This is a genomic window from Enterococcus sp. DIV1682a (assembly GCF_051711005.1).
Classification (GTDB): domain Bacteria; phylum Bacillota; class Bacilli; order Lactobacillales; family Enterococcaceae; genus Enterococcus_B; species Enterococcus_B hirae.
Genome location: NZ_JBIOLT010000001.1, coordinates 1,391,743 through 1,410,905 on the forward strand (window position 1 = coordinate 1,391,743; position 19,163 = coordinate 1,410,905).

The 19,163-nt window shown below is 38.2% G+C and carries 18 protein-coding genes; 16 read left to right on the forward strand and 2 right to left on the reverse strand.

What is annotated here, in order from left to right; all coding sequences use genetic code 11:
- Positions 1–23: 23 nt before the first annotated feature.
- From alaS to IGJ23_RS06340, 3 genes are all read left to right on the forward strand, one after another.
- Positions 24–2,666: an alanine--tRNA ligase gene (gene alaS / locus IGJ23_RS06330; RefSeq protein WP_088745154.1), complete on the forward strand. Its 2,643-nt coding sequence runs from the start codon at positions 24–26 to the stop codon at positions 2,664–2,666.
- Between the two features lie 488 nt (positions 2,667–3,154).
- Positions 3,155–3,751: an ECF transporter S component gene (locus IGJ23_RS06335; RefSeq protein WP_010737525.1), complete on the forward strand. Its 597-nt coding sequence runs from the start codon at positions 3,155–3,157 to the stop codon at positions 3,749–3,751.
- Between the two features lie 38 nt (positions 3,752–3,789).
- On the forward strand, positions 3,790–4,911 hold the full coding sequence (locus tag IGJ23_RS06340) for a cation diffusion facilitator family transporter (protein WP_438775071.1): 1,122 nt from the start codon (positions 3,790–3,792) through the stop codon (positions 4,909–4,911).
- Between the two features lie 50 nt (positions 4,912–4,961).
- On the opposite strand, the gene IGJ23_RS06345 is transcribed toward IGJ23_RS06340, so the two are convergent.
- Positions 4,962–5,363: a ribonuclease HI family protein gene (locus tag IGJ23_RS06345; RefSeq protein ID WP_010719229.1), complete on the reverse strand. Its 402-nt coding sequence runs from the start codon at positions 5,361–5,363 to the stop codon at positions 4,962–4,964.
- Positions 5,364–5,440: 77 nt separating this feature from the next.
- On the opposite strand from IGJ23_RS06345, the gene IGJ23_RS06350 reads away from it, so the two are divergent.
- A complete protein-coding gene (locus IGJ23_RS06350) occupies positions 5,441–5,863 on the forward strand; it encodes an EbsA family protein (RefSeq protein ID WP_034697854.1) in 423 nt (140 codons plus the stop codon).
- Positions 5,864–7,523: 1,660 nt separating this feature from the next.
- On the opposite strand, the gene IGJ23_RS06355 is transcribed toward IGJ23_RS06350, so the two are convergent.
- Entirely contained in the window at positions 7,524–7,730 is a 207-nt protein-coding gene (locus tag IGJ23_RS06355; RefSeq protein WP_010719225.1) for a cold-shock protein, read from the reverse strand.
- Between the two features lie 182 nt (positions 7,731–7,912).
- Here IGJ23_RS06355 and IGJ23_RS06360 point away from each other — a divergent pair, with 182 nt between their 5' ends.
- From IGJ23_RS06360 to IGJ23_RS06415, 12 genes are all read left to right on the forward strand, one after another.
- Positions 7,913–9,583: a formate--tetrahydrofolate ligase gene (locus IGJ23_RS06360; protein WP_178286297.1), complete on the forward strand. Its 1,671-nt coding sequence runs from the start codon at positions 7,913–7,915 to the stop codon at positions 9,581–9,583.
- Positions 9,584–9,913: 330 nt separating this feature from the next.
- On the forward strand, positions 9,914–10,366 hold the full coding sequence (locus tag IGJ23_RS06365; RefSeq protein ID WP_178286295.1) for an LMxysn_1693 family intestinal colonization protein: 453 nt from the start codon (positions 9,914–9,916) through the stop codon (positions 10,364–10,366).
- Positions 10,367–10,728: 362 nt separating this feature from the next.
- The gene (locus IGJ23_RS06370; RefSeq protein ID WP_229060502.1) at positions 10,729–10,962 is read left to right on the forward strand and encodes a CPBP family intramembrane glutamic endopeptidase; all 234 of its coding nucleotides are present in this window, start codon (positions 10,729–10,731) and stop codon (positions 10,960–10,962) included.
- 357 nt (positions 10,963–11,319) lie between these two features.
- Positions 11,320–11,706: a hypothetical protein gene (locus IGJ23_RS06375; RefSeq protein WP_010737532.1), complete on the forward strand. Its 387-nt coding sequence runs from the start codon at positions 11,320–11,322 to the stop codon at positions 11,704–11,706.
- Positions 11,693–12,391, forward strand: a complete 699-nt coding sequence (locus IGJ23_RS06380) for a CBS domain-containing protein (protein ID WP_010719220.1) — start codon at positions 11,693–11,695, stop codon at positions 12,389–12,391. Before IGJ23_RS06375 ends, IGJ23_RS06380 begins: the two co-directional genes overlap by 14 nt.
- A gap of 4 nt (positions 12,392–12,395) precedes the next feature.
- The gene (lspA, locus tag IGJ23_RS06385; protein ID WP_438774701.1) at positions 12,396–12,860 is read left to right on the forward strand and encodes a signal peptidase II; all 465 of its coding nucleotides are present in this window, start codon (positions 12,396–12,398) and stop codon (positions 12,858–12,860) included.
- A complete protein-coding gene (locus IGJ23_RS06390) occupies positions 12,857–13,768 on the forward strand; it encodes an RluA family pseudouridine synthase (RefSeq protein WP_368020112.1) in 912 nt (303 codons plus the stop codon). The genes lspA and IGJ23_RS06390 overlap by 4 nt, the downstream gene beginning before the upstream one ends.
- Positions 13,769–14,006: 238 nt before the next feature.
- On the forward strand, positions 14,007–14,546 hold the full coding sequence (gene pyrR / locus IGJ23_RS06395) for a bifunctional pyr operon transcriptional regulator/uracil phosphoribosyltransferase PyrR (RefSeq protein WP_010719217.1): 540 nt from the start codon (positions 14,007–14,009) through the stop codon (positions 14,544–14,546).
- A 13-nt stretch (positions 14,547–14,559) separates the two neighbouring features.
- Complete coding sequence (locus tag IGJ23_RS06400) at positions 14,560–15,843, forward strand: solute carrier family 23 protein (protein WP_438774702.1); 1,284 nt, start codon at positions 14,560–14,562, stop codon at positions 15,841–15,843.
- Between the two features lie 12 nt (positions 15,844–15,855).
- On the forward strand, positions 15,856–16,782 hold the full coding sequence (locus IGJ23_RS06405; RefSeq protein ID WP_010719215.1) for an aspartate carbamoyltransferase catalytic subunit: 927 nt from the start codon (positions 15,856–15,858) through the stop codon (positions 16,780–16,782).
- 18 nt (positions 16,783–16,800) lie between these two features.
- On the forward strand, positions 16,801–18,081 hold the full coding sequence (locus IGJ23_RS06410; RefSeq protein WP_034697867.1) for a dihydroorotase: 1,281 nt from the start codon (positions 16,801–16,803) through the stop codon (positions 18,079–18,081).
- Between the two features lie 5 nt (positions 18,082–18,086).
- Positions 18,087–19,163 (forward strand): carbamoyl phosphate synthase small subunit, encoded by a 1,077-nt coding sequence (locus tag IGJ23_RS06415; protein WP_438774703.1) that lies wholly within the window; start codon positions 18,087–18,089, stop codon positions 19,161–19,163.

The window sequence follows — 19,163 nt, forward strand, 5'->3', positions numbered from 1 at the left end:
AAATAAAGAAAGAAGGTAATAAAATGAAACAATTAAGTAGTGCACAAGTTCGACAAATGTTTTTAGATTTCTTCCAATCAAAAGGACACACAATTGAACCTAGCGCATCATTAATTCCGGTCAACGATCCAACGCTTTTATGGATCAACTCAGGGGTTGCTACGTTAAAAAAATATTTTGACGGCTCTGTCGTACCAGAAAATCCACGCATCACAAACGCTCAAAAATCAATTCGTACGAATGACATTGAAAATGTAGGGAAGACAGCACGGCACCACACAATGTTTGAAATGCTTGGGAATTTTTCTATTGGTGATTATTTCAAAAATGAAGCAATCCATTGGGCATGGGAATTTTTAACAAGTCCTGAATGGATGGCATTTGATCCGGAAAAATTATATGTTACCGTTTATCCAAAAGACACAGAAGCAAAACGAATCTGGCATGAAGAAGTCGGCTTACCACTTGATCACATTGTAGATGTTGAAGATAATTTCTGGGATATTGGTGCGGGTCCTTGTGGTCCTGATACAGAAATCTTCTATGATCGAGGCGAAGCATACAATGATGTCGCAGAAGATGATCCAGAAAACTACCCTGGTGGAGAAAACGAACGCTATTTAGAAATTTGGAATCTAGTATTTTCTGAGTTCAACCATAAACCAGATCATACATTTGAACCTTTACCACATAAAAACATTGATACGGGCATGGGGCTGGAACGGATGGTTTCGATCGTTCAAGACGCACCAACAAACTTTGAAACAGACTTGTTCTTACCGATCATTCATGCGGTAGAAAAACTAAGTAACCAAGTAAAATATGGTGAAAACCCGACAACCGACATTTCTTATAAAGTAATTGCGGATCATATCCGAGCATTATCTTTTGCGATTGGAGATGGGGCGCTTCCTTCAAATGAAGGTCGTGGCTATGTTCTTCGTCGTTTATTACGCCGAGCAGTGATGCACGGGAAAAAATTAGGGATCGAAAAAGCTTTCTTATATGATCTTGTTCCAGTAGTTGGCGAAATCATGGTTAGCTATTATCCGGAAGTCCTTCAACAAAAAGAATTTATTGAAAAAGTAGTTCGTACCGAAGAAGAACGTTTCAATGAAACGATCAACGAAGGTCTTGAAATCTTGAATCAAGTGATCGCTGAAGTCAAAAAAGCAAATGGAACAACACTTGCTGGAAAAGATATCTTCAAATTATATGATACTTACGGTTTCCCAGTGGAGTTGACCGAAGAAGTGGCAGAAGATGAAGGCTTGAAAGTCGATCATGAAGGCTTTGAAAAAGAAATGGAAGCACAAAGACAACGTGCGCGTGCTGCTCGTAGTACAGAAAAATCAATGGGAGTCCAATCTGCCCTATTAACAGATATCAAAGTGGATAGTAAATTTATTGGCTATGATCAAGTTGAATCAGACAGCAAACTATTGGTGATTATCAAAGATGAAGAACTAGTGAGTGAATTGTCTGCTGGACAAGGTCAATTGATTTTTGATCAAACACCGTTTTATGCAGAAATGGGTGGACAAGTGGCTGATCAAGGTTGGATCATCAATGCCTCTGGAGAAACGGTTGCGACAGTTGTTGACGTTCAAAAAGCACCGAATGGACAATTTATGCATACCGTAGAAGTGCTATCAACATTGACTGAAGGCGAAGTTTACCACTTATTGATCGATGTACCGATGAGAAATCGCATCATTAAGAACCATACAGCGACTCACTTATTGCATAAAGCTTTAAAAGAAGTTTTAGGGGAACATGCAAACCAAGCTGGTTCTTTAGTTGCTCCTGGACATTTACGCTTTGACTTTACTCATTTTGGACAAATCACAGCAGATGAATTAGTAAAAATGGAACGAATCGTTAATGAGAAGATATGGGAAGCAATCCCAGTAGAAACCATTGAAACAGATATAGATACCGCTAAGAATATGGGGGCTATGGCTTTATTTGGTGAAAAATATGGTCAAGAAGTCCGTGTAGTGAACATTGGTGGATGGTCTATCGAACTTTGTGGTGGAACCCATGTAACAAATACTGAAAATATTGGGATCTTTAAAATCGTTTCTGAATCAGGAATCGGTGCCGGTGTTCGTCGGATCGAAGCTGTAACAAGTAAAGAAGCTTATGAGTTATTGGAAGCGGAAGAAAAACAATTAAAAGAAGTTGCCACAATTGTCAAATCACCTCAATTAAAAGAGGTTGTATCAAAAACGGAACAATTACAACAACAATTAAAAGAACTACAAAAAGAAAATGAACAATTAGCAAGTAAACTAGCGAACCAACAAGCAGGCGATGTCTTTAAAAATGTGGAAACAGTTAGTGGTCATTCAATGATTACTGCACAAGTAAAAGTAAAAGATATGAACCAATTACGTCAATTAGCAGACCAATGGAAACAAAAAAACATTTCCGATATTCTTGTTTTGGCAAATGAACAAGACGGAAAAGTTAGTTTGTTAGTCGCTATGACGAAAGAAGCAAATGATGCTGGGCTAAAAGCTGGTGACTTGATCAAAGCAATCGCACCAAAAGTTGGTGGTGGCGGTGGTGGTCGCCCTGATATGGCGCAAGCAGGTGGGAAAAACCCTGCTGGTATCCCAGATGCTTTATCAGAAGCTAAAACATGGTTGTCTAATCAATAATCAACTTTAAATACTTTTCCAAATAAAATGGGAAAGCGTCGAATAGCTCAGATGATAATAACCTCCTTTTGAAACGGTATTTTATGTTTGGGAGAGAAAAAACTTATTTCAAGGAGCGAATGCTTGACCTTGTTTTAGCAAATAATGGGGAATAGGATGCTTTCATTGAAGCGAGTAAGCGGTCATTTTTTAAACAGCTTTTCATAGTTTAAACACTGATCGCTTATCGCTTAAGGAAGCACCGATAATACTATGTATTTTCATACATGCTAAAGGGCTCAAGAACGACCTTTTTTGTTCAAGGAGTATTGAATCCTCCTATTTGTTAAAGAAAAGTTCTACCGAATTTGTTTGAAACGGAAATCCCGTTGACAAATTCGGTTTATTTTATGAGAACTGAATGCAACCAATCAGCATTTTCTTTGAGAGTAATTAATTGACAAAAAAGCAAAACCTTTTACGATTAGAATAAAAAGGAGGGGGTAAAATTGAATAGTAAAAATAAAACTTTTCGTCTAGTTTTACGAGCGATTTTATTAGCAATCATTATCGTTCAAGCAATGGTTCCATGGTTAGGGTTTATTCCTTTAGGATTTATTAGTTTGACGATTATTCACATAACAGTTATCGTTGCTGCGGTTGTATTAGGACCGAAAGACGGCATGGTCATTGGTTTGTTTTGGGGGATCGCCACGATCATTCGTGCTTACGCCATGCCTACGACCCCATTTGATACCCTCGTCTTTACCAATCCGATCATTTCAGTTGTTCCTAGAGTGTTAGTTGGCTTAGTTGCAGGAATCATTTTTCACTGGATTTATCAACGTTATCATTCTGTAGTCGTTGGTTCGGTTTTAGCAGGAGTATTTGGCTCACTCGTGAATACACTTTTAGTTCTAGGGTTTATGGGACTGTTTTATACTGGGGCAACTGCTGATGCGTATGGCGTAGATGCGGATCTATTATTTAAAACTTTGGCAGGAGTTGCCGCAATCAATGGGATTCCGGAAGCGATAGGTGCCGGAATCATTACGCCACTGATTGCTAAAGCGCTGTTTGCTGCAACGCCACTTAAACCAGAATAAAGAATAAAGGAAGCGAAAAAGTGTCAAAAGAACAAAAAATGATTAGTGGGCAAGAACGTACCAAAAAAGGTATTATAGCTGGAATCTTAGGTCTTATCTCAAATATGTTATTGTTTGTTGCGAAGTTTATGATCGGCCTTTTTTCTGGCAGTGTTTCGATCATGGCGGATGCTATCAATAGTTTATCCGATACAGCTTCATCCATTTTGACGCTTGTTGGGTTTAAGATTGCTGCAAAACCCGCAGACCAAGAACATCCATTTGGACATGAACGATTTGAATATATCAGTGGCTTATTTGTTTCAATCATCATTACGTATGTAGGGTTTCAATTTTCGGACGCTTCTATACGGAAAATTTTTCGGCCGGAACATTTAGTCCTGACACCGATCGTGTTTCTTGTCCTGATATTTTCGATTCTGTTAAAACTTTTACAAGGACGAATGTACACTAGATTTTCAAAAACAATTCAGTCAGAAGCACTAAAAGCGACAGCCAAAGATAGTTACAATGATGTATTCACGACGTTAGCTGTTTTAGTATCTGCAGGTATCGAAAGATTCACTGGCTGGCGTATTGATGGCTATGTTGGTTTTGTCTTAGCCGGGTACATTATTTTTAGTGGGATCATGATGTTACGTGATTTTGTCTATGAATTACTAGGTAGCCGTCCAACAGCTGAAGAAATCAAAACAATGGAAAAACAATTAAGTTCTTATAAATCGATTTTAGGTTTTCATGATCTGTTGGTTCATAATTATGGACCAAATAAAAAGTTTGCTTCTGTTCATATTGAAGTTGATGACAGTTTAAACTTGAATGAAGCACATAAAATCATTGATATTATCGAAAAAGACTTTAAAAAGACTTTGGATGTAGATTTAGTTTGTCATCTAGATCCGGTAGCAATCCATAATGAACAATACCGTGAAATATTGAAACAATTGAGACAAATTATCAAAGAGTTGGGGGAAGAGTTGAGGGTGCACGATTTACGGATCATACGTAAAGGGAAAGAGTTGCAATTCGATATTGTAGTTCCTCAGAATTTCAAGTTACCAGATGATGTTTTAGAAGAAAAGATTCGTCAAGCTATTGAGAAAAAGGTTGGTTCTTTTGAACTCGATATTACTTTTGATCACAATTATCTTCTCTATTAAATCAGAAACTTTAAAAAGACTTTTTAGTAAGTAGCTAAAAAGTCTTTTTTTTATGGATTTAATTGTTTTTGAAGCGCTTGGCGTGCCAGATTATCCGCCCCTTTATTCTTACTCTCGGGAATCCATTGTAAGATGAGTAAATGGAACTGAGCGAGTAATTGTTGGATCTCATATAGAAGGGAAGAGAAACTTTCGTTGTTCGTGTGGTTTTTGTCGATTGTAGAAACAAGTACTTTGCTATCGGAATAACAGAGAATTGTTTCATTGACCCAGCCTTTTTCCTTTAAAATTTCTAAAGTTTTTAAAAAGACTTCGAATTCAGCTTGATGATTGGAGCCATCCGAAAGTGGGACGGTAAGCTGTTCTTGTTTATTTTCATGGATAATTAAAATGCCTCCACCACTAGGTCCTGGATTGCCTTTTGTGGAAGCATCAATGTATACTTTGATCATAATAAGGAAGCTCTCCTTTTTATAAAAATAGTGTTATGCTATAATTATACCATTACAAATAGATGCGAGGTTAAAGAATGAAAAAAATAATTCGCTGGCAGCCGGAATGGGCGCAGACGATCATCTATTGGTCTTTATCTTTGATCATTTTATTTTTTAGTTTGATTTTATCACTTGAAAACACTAGACCCTATTGGAAAAGTAACTTAGTGATGGGGCTATTTTTAATTTTTCTTTTTCTTGGGTATCGTCGGTCATTTATTTTGAAAAACCATGCAATCAAAATTAAATATGCTGCTTTTTGGAAGGACCAAAATATCCCGCTACAAGATATTGACTCTGTAACACCGGTCAAAAGAGGTGTAAAGATTAAATATGTAGGGAAGGCTGAGCCAACCTTCTATCTGATGCGCAAAAAAAGTCAGACAGCTTTTTTGTCCTACTATTCTGAAGGTAAAGAGCAACAAAGCACTAACAACCAAGTAAATACAACTAGCTGATTGATTTTACTTGTTTAAACCAATTGATTCAGCAGATATAAAATAGCTGCGAGAAAAACATAACTATATGTAACCTCTGAGAAAACAAGCCGAAGAATCCGAAGATCATTTTATGATCAGGGTGAGATTCTTCGGCTTGATTGTGTCTTGCTGACGTTTGTATGAACTTGACCCTAGAAAAATGGATGATATGATGTTCAACCAGTAACTTTCGATAAAGTAATGGACACCTGACCATTCAACCAAGGGATATATAACTTAATAACATAAAGGATATTATAAAAAATTTGCACTAAATATTTTTTAAAGGAAAAAAAGAAGTAAGATAACATTTTTTCTTATTTATAATAAAACTTACAGAAAAAGTATAAGGAGAAAAACGGACGTGGAAATAAAAAAAATGTTTGAAGATCTCTACCGAATTTGGAAGAAAACAGGCATTCTCAAGAGAAGAGGTGCGAAGCTATCGAGACTATGGCGGAGAAACGGTAGGAATATAGTGAGACTATGGCGGAGGAACGGTAGGAAGATAAAAGGAATATGGAAAACGAGAGGTACAAAACTACGGAGAATGCACTTGGAAAAGCTAAATAAAAGAAAGGAAAATGGCAAAAGAACACAGATGAAAAAAGCACAGACATCAAGAGTGAAACAAGGTAGTTCGAATAATAAACAAGAAATACGTTCGCTATCTGTCCGTGCAACAAATCAAGCGAGTTGGAAAAATGCGCAAATTTCAAGAAATTTAGCGAATCAGCAGAAGGGCTACTCCAGGAGTCAACAGACATCTATCACCTCAACGAGATGAATCTTTCTATGGGTTCACATAGTTTTGATGTCAATCGTTGGAATCAGTGTTTTGATCGACTTGGAGTGATAAATGGTTGGCAATTTTTAAAAGAAAACAGCAAAACACAGGGTTATAACCTTCAGGACTTAAAAAATATCATGGCTGGATTTGATTCGCAGGAAATAACTTCAGGAACCAGTTCAAGAAGATACATAAATGAACGAATCATAAATAGTGAAAGTGATCGTTGAAACTAGTTATTAGAAAAGCTCGGTAAAAAAATGGTATAAAAGCAATCAAAAAAGATTATCAACCAAGGCTATATAACAATCAAGCCCTTGCTCGGATTGTCGATTCTTTAAATCCGTTGTCTCGATTTAGAAAGATTCTTTTAAAATGGCAATTAATGTTGAAAAGAAAACAATCTGATGCGAAAGACATCATTCACTCGGAAATAAGTGAGAAGGATGCATAGGTACAACGAGAAGAAATAATAGCGAAGAAAAAAGAAAAGAAATTTGTAAAAAATATTAAAGCAAACGCTAGAAATCAAGTTTTCAATACAGTCGAGCAGTCTTTTTCAAATCATCTGATAAATTCGAGATAACCTTCTTTCGATAGGATTAGAAAACAAACAGAAATATGTATCTTTTTATTTAAAAGTGAGATTTTGTAATATTAGTGAACGTTGTACTGTATGGAAGAGACGCAGCATAAGTTGATTTTCTATCGTTCAAGCAATTATAAAATTATAAAAAAGCCGATACTTTGCAAAGAACATTTTGCGGAGTATCGGTCTTTCTTTAAATTGAATATTTTTGATGCAATCTCTTCTGTTTTGAAGAGAAGTTACTTATTGTTGAAACTTTCTTATAAGATCATTTTTTTGACATGAGCGGCTTGTGCCCCACGGTTTCCTTCGATTATTTCAAATTCTACAGATTGATTTTCTTCAAGGGTTTTGAAACCTTCTTCTTCAATTGCAGTAAAATGGACGAATATTTCTTCTGTTTCATCATAACTAATAAATCCATATCCTTTTTTGTTGTCAAACCATTTCACAGTTCCTGTGGTCAAAGCTCTCACGACCTTTCTAAAGTCTGATCATAACTAACATTATAAAGAGTATTTATATATACGTCAATTAAATTAAAAAAGCAATCTTGCCTATTTTGTTTTAAAATAAAAAAAGGTATAATAGATATAACTGAACAAATTCTTTTGTTTTGGGTATAAAGTTCGTGTAAAGGGGTAATTTGATGAAGAGCGATCTACAAATATCACAAGAAACAGAGTTAAAACCGATTATTGAAATTGCGGAAAAATTGGATATCCAACAAGATGACCTGGAGCTTTACGGAAAATATAAAGCGAAAATCGATTTTTCCACCATCAAGAAATTAAAGAAAAAACCAGATGGTCACTTGATTTTAGTTACATCCATCAATCCTACACCAGCTGGAGAAGGTAAATCGACCATCACGGTAGGTCTTGGGGACGCATTGAATCAAATTGGTAAAAAAGCAGTGATTGCGTTAAGAGAACCTTCCCTTGGTCCAGTCATGGGAATCAAGGGTGGTGCTGCCGGCGGAGGCTATGCACAAGTATTACCAATGGAAGATATCAATTTACACTTTACTGGCGATATGCATGCGATTACGTCTGCTAATAATGCATTGTCTGCACTTTTGGACAATCATATCCATCAAGGGAATGAACTGAGAATCGATTCACGTCGTGTGATCTGGAAACGTGTCGTCGATTTGAATGATCGCGAACTGCGAAAAGTGATTGTTGGCTTGGGCGGTCCGATTCAAGGTGTGCCGAGAGAAGATGGCTTTGACATCACCGTAGCAAGTGAAATCATGGCGATTTTATGCTTAGCAACAGACATCGATGATTTAAAAGCGCGTTTAGCTCGAATTGTTGTCGGTTATACCTTTGATCAAAAGCCAGTGACAGCTGGTGATCTCAAAGCAGAAGGTGCATTGGCACTGCTATTAAAAGAAGCGATCAAACCAAACTTAGTACAAACGATTTATGGCACGCCAGCATTTGTCCATGGCGGTCCTTTTGCCAATATTGCTCACGGGTGTAATAGTGTTTTAGCTACCCAAACAGCTCTTAAATTAGGGGAGTATGTGGTGACTGAAGCTGGATTTGGTGCAGATCTAGGTGGAGAAAAATTCCTAGATATCAAAGTTCCGAATTTGAAAAAGGCACCTGATGCGATCGTGATCGTAGCAACAGTTCGTGCATTGAAAATGCATGGCGGTGCAACTAAAGAAGAGTTGAAAACGGAAAATTTAGCAGCATTGGAAAAAGGATTCAGTAATTTAAAACGTCATATCCACAATATGGAGAAATACCATATCCCCGTAATTGTTGCGATCAACGAATTCGTGACAGATACGGAAGCTGAATTTACTTTGTTAGAACGTCTTTGCGAAAATCAAGGGGTGATCGTACAACGAGCAAGTGTTTGGGAGCATGGCGCAGATGGTGGAATTGAACTTGCCAAAGCGGTCGTTCGTGCGATTGATAGTCAGCAAGCAGATTATCAGCCCTTGTATCAACCGACAGCGACTATTGAAGAAAAAGTGGCAACGATCGTCCAAGAGATTTATGGTGGAAAAGGTGTCAGTTTTAGTAAAAAAGCAAAAAAACAAATCGATGAGTTTGTCCTTAATGGTTGGGATAAACTGCCAATTTGTATGGCGAAAACCCAATATTCATTTTCTGACGATCCGACACTTCTAGGCGCTCCTGAAGGATTTACGATTACCATCAGAGAGTTCGTTCCCAAATTAGGGGCTGGGTTTATCGTTGCGCTAACAGGTGATGTCATGACTATGCCGGGACTTCCCAAAAAACCAGCTGCATTGAATATGGATGTTACCAGTGATGGGGAAGTACTGGGATTATTCTAAAAAAGAAAGAGGATAGGGTGCTTCATAAAAAAGCCATCTATCAAAAATGTTTAGTGAGAATACACAAAAAACGAGTAAATACCTAAAATTAGGTAAAGGCTCCATTTCGATCAAAAAAAAGTATAAAGTCAGCTCTTGTATATGTTCATACAAGGGCTGACTTGTTTTTATACATATTGTGTTAGTCAACAAGTAAATAATGGCGGTTTCACGGATGATTTTGAGTTCAAAACAGCTTTTTATGATAGCAATCATATGTCTAAAATAAAATGATTTATAATCATTGTGAAGAAAACGTTCTCTTTAATACTAAAATAGGAGTGCAAATTTTTGAAAAAGTATTTATTTAGAACAATTTTGGTGTCTACGTCACTTTTGACTTTAGGAACTGCTGTAACTCCGTGTGTTACAGTATTAGCCGATGAAACGAATAGTTCTGGCATAGCAATTTGTAGTGATGATGAGTACTATGTATTAGACGAACCATCGATTCAGACAAAAACTTGGTCACAACCTCAAAGTTGGCGTATTTCTAAAGGAAATCGTACATATTCGGGTACAGAAACCCACAATAGAAAAACCACATTAGCAATTGGTGCAACGATCTTCGGAATGAATATTAAAATCGGGAACGAATACTCAGTAAACGGAAAATTCAAGAAGTATTGTCAAAATGCAAGGATAACGGTCACTTACCGAGTTTATCGTAAAGTAGACAATAAATATATTCGTACTCAAACTGCTACAGCAAATACACAATATATTGATTATGTAGCAATATGATACATAGGAATACTAAGAAACATTGGAAATTCATTCTTTGCTTGAGTTACTTTATTATTTATTTTATGATCCCAAATATAGGGATCCCAATCAAATATGATTTCATATTTGATTGGATTTCTTGGTTTCCGTTGATCCTAAGTTTTATGTTTTTGGTGTTGTTCCACCAGCTTCTCTATCAATCATTAGTAGAAATACAATGGCTGAAACTCATATTTATTGCAGTCTTTTGTATCGTTAGTATTATTGTCATTAATACTGCTTTGCCTGATACAAATAGCTTACCCCTAAATTCTTTAGCTAATAGTGAATTGAAAAAATATATAATAAGTGCTACAACGTACGGTGTATTTTTAGAAGAAATGATTTTTAGATTTAGTCTAATCAGCTTACATTCTGACAGGAAAACAAAGGCTTCTCTCCTCATAATCTCTTCATTCTTGTTTTCAATCGTACACGGAGGAAATTTCAACCTTTTTTTCTGCGGCGTTCTATTTGGATTCGTTTATATAAAAACTTCTAATGTGTGGTACGCCATATTGACCCATGTTTTTTATAATGGTGTGGGTATATTTCTTTTTTTATTCTTTACTTAGTTGTTGCAAAGCAATGAACGATAAAGTAGTTAAAGCAAGTGGAGATTTACAAAAAGTGAGGTTGAAAAAAATACTTCTAAACAGTAAAAAAGGATGACACAATTATTCATTACGGATAGTTGTGTCATCCTTTTATTTTCGATCGAACATCTTTAATGGATATATAAGGAGTGAAAACGATGTTACAACAGATTTCTAATAGATTTGCTGGTTGGCTACTTTTGCTGTACTCGCTGCATTTGAGCAAAAAATGTCTATAAATTAGTTAAATATAGGGAACTCAAACACTTTGAGACATCTACTTTCTTGTTCGGGTGTTTTACGGTATACTAAGAAAGCATCAGGAGGAGGGGCGTTATGGACGTACGAGTGACAAGACGAACAGGTTTTTATGGCATGGGTAGTCCGATCCAACTGCGGATCAATGGAAAGAAAAAAGGACAATTGAATCATAATCAATCGGTTTTACTTAAGTTAGAAGCACCTTTTACAATGCAAGTTTCGTTTTATTGGTTAAAAAGTCCAGTGTATACAATAACGCATCCGTCCAAAGGATACGTCATTACAATGAATCTCTTATTGTTACAGATTTATCCCTTTTTATTTTTAGGAAGTGGATTAAGCGCATTGTGGTTACACAATCTAATTTATAGTATGTTCGTGGTACTTGTAATGATTGGCTTCTTTTTTTTCATCAAAAACCAAGCCTATGTGATCAAGGAGGAGAAAGATGGCAAACTCTGATATTTTTTTAAGTAGTTTTAATCGGATCGAAAAATGGATGAGAGATGAAATGGGTAACGCCCGCAATATGGGATTTACTGAGTTAGTTCGACGACTTGCCCAACGCAAAAAAGCAGTGATTCGTCAATATGAAGAAGATTTGCTTCAGCTGGCGCAGTTACGAAATGCCATTGTTCACGATCGGATTGCTGTGGACTTTGTGATTGCTGAACCCAATGATTGGGCAGTCAATAAGATCCAGCAGATTGAAGAAGACTTGATTCGTCCAGCAAAGGTTTTACCTCGCTTTGCGAAACATGTCACAGGTTTTGAACGAGATCTTCCTTTACTTGATTTGTTAGGAACGGTTGCCAAAAAACGATACTCACAGTTTCCTTTGTATAATAAAGGGAAATTCGTAGCGCTTGTGACATTGCGGGTCATTGGTTTTTGGCTAGCAAAGGAAAGTCAAAAAGGGACCATTGATTTAACAGATAAAAAAGCGGCTGATTTGATTTTTAGTGATGGCAAATATACGAATTATCGTTTTGTAGCTGAACATACTTATGTTTATGAAGTGGAAACAATGTTTCGGGAACAAGGAACTCTAGAAGCAGTCCTGATTACCAAAGATGGTCATCCTGACGGCAACTTACTGGGGATCATTAGACCTAGAGATATTTATCAACAAATAGAAAAGGAATGATTTTTTGTTAGCAATTTATTTTATGATCAGTGGATTATTAGTGGCTCTTGATCAGTGGGTCAAATGGTGGATCGTCAATGATTTATCTTTAGGCGAAACGAAGACATTGATTCCAGGCGTCTTATCGTTGAATCATATACGCAATACTGGGGCAGCTTGGAGTATGCTTGAAGGGAAGATGTGGTTTTTCGTCATAATCACAGTGGTTGCTGTCATTGTTGTCGTGACATTGATGGTCAAGAATCGCAAACAGGGCAATCGATGGTTGCTGACAGGGTTAAGTTTTATTTTAGCAGGAGCTATTGGGAATTTTATTGATCGTTTAAGACTGGGATATGTCGTCGATATGTTCCAAACAGATTTTATGAATTTTCCGATCTTCAATGTAGCTGATATGACACTTGTTTGTGGTGTGATTCTTATTTTGATATACATTATTTTAGATGAAAAGGAACAAGGGAAAAAATGACAGAATTAAACGCAACGATTCAAACAGAAACAGGACGGATCGATAAAGTACTCACAGGTTTATTCAACGATTATAGTCGTTCACAAATCCAGCTTTGGCTCAAAGATGGTGCCGTTTCGGTCAACGGACAAGTGGTGAAAGCAAATTATAAAGTGAAGAAAAATGATGAAATCGTGATCGCTGTGCCAGAACCAGAGACCCTTTCAATTGAAGCAGAAGACATTCCATTAGAAATCGTTTATGAAGACGAAGCGGTTGCTGTTGTCAACAAACCACAAGGCATGGTCGTCCATCCTTCAGCAGGTCATCCGAATGGTACGATGGTCAATGCTTTAATGTATCATGTAAAAGATCTTTCGTCGATCAATGGTGTAGTCCGTCCAGGAATCGTCCATCGAATCGATAAAGATACTTCAGGTTTATTGATGGTAGCGAAAAATGATTTAGCACATGAATCTTTGGCCAAGCAATTAAAAGATAAAACTTCTTTACGTAAATACGTAGCGTTAGTTCATGGAGTGATTCCTCATGAAAAAGGAACGATCAACGCACCGATCGGTCGATCAAAAGTGAATCGTAAAATGCAGGCAGTCAGAGAAGATGGCAAACCAGCCGTGACCCATTTTAATGTCTTGGAACGATTCAATGATTTTACGTTGGTGGAGTTGACGTTAGAAACAGGTAGGACCCATCAGATCCGTGTGCATATGAAATATATAGGCTATCCTTTAGCTGGAGACCCAGTTTACGGACCAAGTAAGACATTGAAAGGAAATGGGCAATTTCTTCATGCGAAGCTCTTAGGTTTTACCCATCCAATCACAGGTCAGAAAATGGTCTTTGAAGCACCGCTTCCAACAATCTTTGAAAAAACTTTAGAAAAACTAAGGAAAAGTGTTGCATTTTGATTTAGATAACGGTATAGTATTTAACAACGAAAGCATAAAAACTTCATATCAGTTCCTTTAAGTTTAGTCCCGTGAGGCTAAGAAGGGTGTGGGTAAGAGAGCTATGGTGCGCCATAACATCGATTACTCAATGACGTAGTATAACTATCAGTGTATCTAAATGTACACTCAGTCTAGACATTCCTCCTGTCCTCTTAGGGCAGGAGTTTTTTTGTGTATAAAAAAGGAGGAAACAAACATGCAAGCAAAAGAAGTTGTGGATCAAGTAACCATGAAGCGGGCATTGACACGTATCACTTATGAAATCATTGAAAGAAATCAGACGATTCAAGATGTTGTCTTAATTGGGATAAAAACAAGAGGCATTTACATCGCATCAAGAGTTGCCGATCGTTTGAAGCAACTAGAAGGCATCGAAGTTCCGGTCGGAGAGCTGGATATCACATTGTATCGTGATGATAAAAAAGAAACACCAGCTGAAGCAGAACTTCATTCTTCAGATATTCCCGTTTCACTAGAAGGAAAAGAAGTGATTTTGATCGATGACGTCCTTTACACTGGACGAACGATTCGAGCAGCGATGGACGCAGTAATGGACTATGGTCGTCCTAGAAAAATTTCTCTGGCTGTCTTAGTAGACAGGGGACATCGGGAGTTACCGATTCGAGCAGACTATGTTGGGAAAAACATTCCCACAGCAAAAACAGAAGAAATCTTAGTCGAAATGCAAGAACTTGACGGCAAAGATCGAATCATGATTTTGAAAGAGGAAGAATAGAGGAGCAATTGATATGTCAGAACAGAAAAAATTCCATAATCACGATGCGGTTTTAGATATCCACGATCGCCCAAAAACAGGACATTGGATCGGCTTAAGTTTACAACATCTCTTTACGATGTTTGGTGCTACTGTACTTGTGCCGATTTTAGTGGGGATCGATCCAGGGATTGCCTTAGTCAGCTCAGGATTAGGAACATTAGTTTATCTTTTTACTACTAAAGGAAAGATTCCAGCATACTTGGGTAGTAGCTTTGCCTTTATCGCAGCTATGCAAATGCTGATGAAGACTGACGGTTACCCAGCGATCGCCCAAGGAGCCGTAACGACTGGTCTGGTTTACTTGATCGTCGCATGGATCATCAAAAAGATCGGTTCAGCATGGTTGGACAAAATTTTACCACCGATTGTCGTTGGTCCCGTGATCATGGTAATCGGTTTGGGGTTAGCAGCGAATGCTGCAACGAACGCAATGTATAACCAAGGCAACTATGATTTTAAATATATTGCCGTGGCACTGATCACTTTAGCATTGACGATTTTCTTCAACATGTGGCTAAAAGGATTTTTAGGACTTATTCCAATTTTGTTAGGGATCATTTGCGGCTACCTCGTTGCTTTACTCTTCGGAATCGTCGATACAAAGCCGATCGCTGATGCTGCTTGGTTCGCTTTACCAAACTTCGAGATTCCATTTGTTCAATATGAACCGAAGATTTACTTAGGGGCAATTACGACAATGGCACCTATTGCTTTCGTTACGATGACGGAACACATTGGACACTTGATGGTCTTGAATAAATTAACAAAACGTAATTTCTTTGAAGAGCCAGGTTTACACAAAACATTGATGGGAGATGGCTTAGCACAGATCGTCGCAGCTTTCGTCGGTGGTCCTCCAGTTACAAGTTATGGGGAAAATATCGGTGTGTTAGCAATCACTCGTGTACACAGCGTATTCGTCATCGGTGGTGCAGCAGTCTTCGCTGTGATTTTAGGATTTGTGGGCAAATTAAGCGCTTTGATCTTAAGTATCCCCGGACCCGTAATTTCCGGAATCAGCTTTATCTTGTTCGGAGTGATCGCAGCGAGTGGAATGAAGATTTTGATCGAAAATAAAATCGATTTTGATAAAAAGAAAAATCTGTTGATTGCTTCAGTGATCTTAGTGGTCGGAATCGGCGGCTTGGTTTTTGAAGTAGGCACCTTCACGTTATCAGCAATGGCTTTAGCAACTGTACTTGGTATCATTCTGAATCTTATCTTACCCGAAACTTCACGTAGCGAAGAAAACTAAGGAGGAACTATCATGATCATCAAATCAGAACGCATTAGTTTAAAACATTTATTGACAGTGGAAGCTTTAACGGATCAAGAAGTCATGGGCTTGATCCGACGAGGTCAAGAGTTTAAACAAGGAGCAAACTGGACACCACAAAAACCGCAATACTTTGCGACGAATCTGTTTTTTGAAAATAGTACTCGTACGCATAAGAGCTTTGATGTAGCCGAAAAGAAACTAGGCTTAGAAGTGATTGAATTTGAAGCGAGTACGAGTTCTGTACAAAAAGGGGAAACCCTTTATGATACGGTCTTGACGATGTCCGCGCTCGGTGTGGATGTTGCAGTAATCCGCCATGGAGATGAAAATTACTATGATGAATTGATCCAAAGTAAAACGATCCAATGCTCGATTATCAATGGTGGTGACGGAAGTGGCCAACATCCAACACAATGCTTACTTGATTTGATGACGATCTACGAAGAATTTGGTTACTTTGAGGGATTGAAAGTAGCGATCGTTGGGGATATCACACACTCACGAGTAGCAAAATCAAACATGCAAATGCTGAAACGATTAGGAGCACAAGTTTTCTTTTCAGGTCCACGTGAATGGTACGATGAAGAATTTGAAGTCTATGGGCACTACCTGCCATTAGATGAATTATTAGAACAAGTGGATGTCATGATGATGCTTCGAGTACAACATGAACGGCATGATGGGAAAGAAAGTTTTTCGAAAGAAGCCTATCACCAAGAGTATGGATTAACAGTCGAACGTGCGAAGAAATTACAAAAGCATGCGATCATCATGCACCCAGCGCCAGTCAATCGTGATGTCGAATTAGCTGATTCCCTTGTGGAAGGACTACAATCACGAATCGTACAGCAAATGAGCAATGGCGTCTTTGTTAGAATGGCGATCTTAGAAGCAGTACTAAACGGAAAAGCGTAAAGCTAGGAGGAAGAAAAGATGAAAACACTCATTAAAAACGGTCAAATCAATACACGAAAGAATGAAACAACACCTGCAGAAATTTGGATCGAAAACGGAAAAATCAAAGCAATCGGCGAAGGATTTTCCGAGGCTGAATTTGATGAAGTGTTTGATGCCAAAGGACAACTGATCACACCTGGTTTAGTGGACGTCCATGTCCATTTAAGAGAGCCAGGATTTACATACAAGGAGACGATTGCAGCTGGTACTAAAGCAGCGGCAAGAGGCGGCTTTACAACTGTTTGTGCCATGCCTAATCTGAACCCTGTACCTGATACCCCGGAAAAATTAGAACAGGTCTATGACTTGATCAAACGAGATGCTGTGGTCAAAGTCTTGCAATATGCACCGATCACTGAAAATCTTCGAAGTGAAGTCTTAGTGGATCAAGAAGCGATGATTAAAGCAGGAGCATTTGCATTTACGAATGATGGCGTGGGTGTTCAGACCGCAGGAACGATGTATCAAGCCATGAAAGAAGCAGCAAAAAATAACAAAGCACTGGTAGCACATACGGAAGATGAATCATTACTATTCGGTGGAGTGATGCATGCTGGTGATAAAGCAAAAGAACTAGGTTTACCAGGTATTTTAAGTGTAACTGAATCCTCACAAATCGCACGGGATCTCCTTTTAGCTGAAGCAACAGGTGTGCACTATCACGTCTGTCACGTTTCTACCAAGGAAAGCGTGCGGGTCATTCGTGATGCCAAAAAAGCGGGTATCCACGTTACAGCAGAGGTTTCTCCCCATCATTTGATCTTGATTGATGAAGATATCCCCGAAGACTTCGGCTTTTGGAAAATGAATCCCCCATTAAGAGGAAAGGAAGATCGAGAAGCGTTGATCGAAGGACTTCTTGATGGAACGATTGATTGTATTGCGACTGACCACGCGCCACACGGATTAGAAGAAAAAAGCAAAAGTTTCTTAGAATCACCATTTGGGATCGTAGGAAGTGAGACAGCTTTCCAACTGATTTATACGCACTTTGTTGAAACCAATCGTTTCACACTCGAACAAGTGATCAACTGGATGGCTACCAAGCCAGCGGAAATCTTCCAGTTAGAGGCTGGGACATTGACAGTTGGGGCACCAGCTGACGTAGCTATTTTCGATATTGAACACTCAAGTACAATCGATAAGAAAGATTTCTTATCGAAAGGCGAAAACACACCTTTTGTTGGATGGAACGTCAAGGGCGAAACATTAGGAACATTCGTTGATGGAAAATTGGCGTGGCACAAAGGGGAGTGAAGCAAATGGAACGATTATTGATTTTAGAAGATGGGACAGTTTTTAAAGGAAAAGCATTCGGAGCGAATAATAATGTGTTTGGCGAGATCGTGTTTACTACTAGCATGACAGGCTATCAAGAAACGATCACAGACCAAAGTTTCAATGGGCAAATCATTACCTTTACGTATCCGATGGTGGGAAATTACGGTGTCAACCGTGATGATTATGAATCTATCGCACCAACTTGCAAGGGCGTAGTCGTCAAAGAACATGCGAGAGTGGCTTCTAATTGGCGGAGTCAAATGACATTGGACGAGTTTTTGAAACGAAAAGGTATCCCTGGAATTTCAGGGATCGATACTCGGGCATTGACACGAAAAATTCGTCAAGTTGGAACGATGAAAGCGAGTATCGTGGATGCTGGTGATTCCTTTGAACATGCTTTTGATCAATTGAAAGCGACCGTTTTAGCTACAAACCAAGTGCAACAAGTATCAACGAGTAAACCATATCCAAGTCCTGGAACTGGAAAAAATGTGGCTGTCATTGATTTTGGTTTGAAACATAGTATTTTGCGTGAACTAAGTAAAAGAAACTGCAATTTAACCGTATTACCTTATAATACGGATGCAAAAACAATTCTTTCCCTAGCACCAGATGGCGTCATGCTGACGAATGGACCAGGAGATCCAAAAGACGTACCAGAAGCTATTGAAATGATTCGAGAAATCCAAGGGAAAATACCAATTTTCGGGATCTGTTTAGGGCATCAATTGTTTGCCTTAGCTAATGGTGCGGATACCTATAAAATGAAATTTGGTCATCGTGGCTTGAATCATCCTGTCCGAGAAATTGCGACTGGAAGGATCGATTTTACTTCTCAAAATCACGGCTATGCTGTGGATGAAAAAACAGTTGATCCAGATCAGTTGCTGATCACCCATGTAGAAGTAAATGATGGGACTGTGGAAGGAATTAGACATCGCCATTATCCAGCGTTTAGCGTCCAATTCCATCCTGATGCAGCTCCCGGTCCACATGATGCGCTTCATTTATTTGATGAATTTATGGCAATGATGGATGCAGGAGAGGAGAAATAA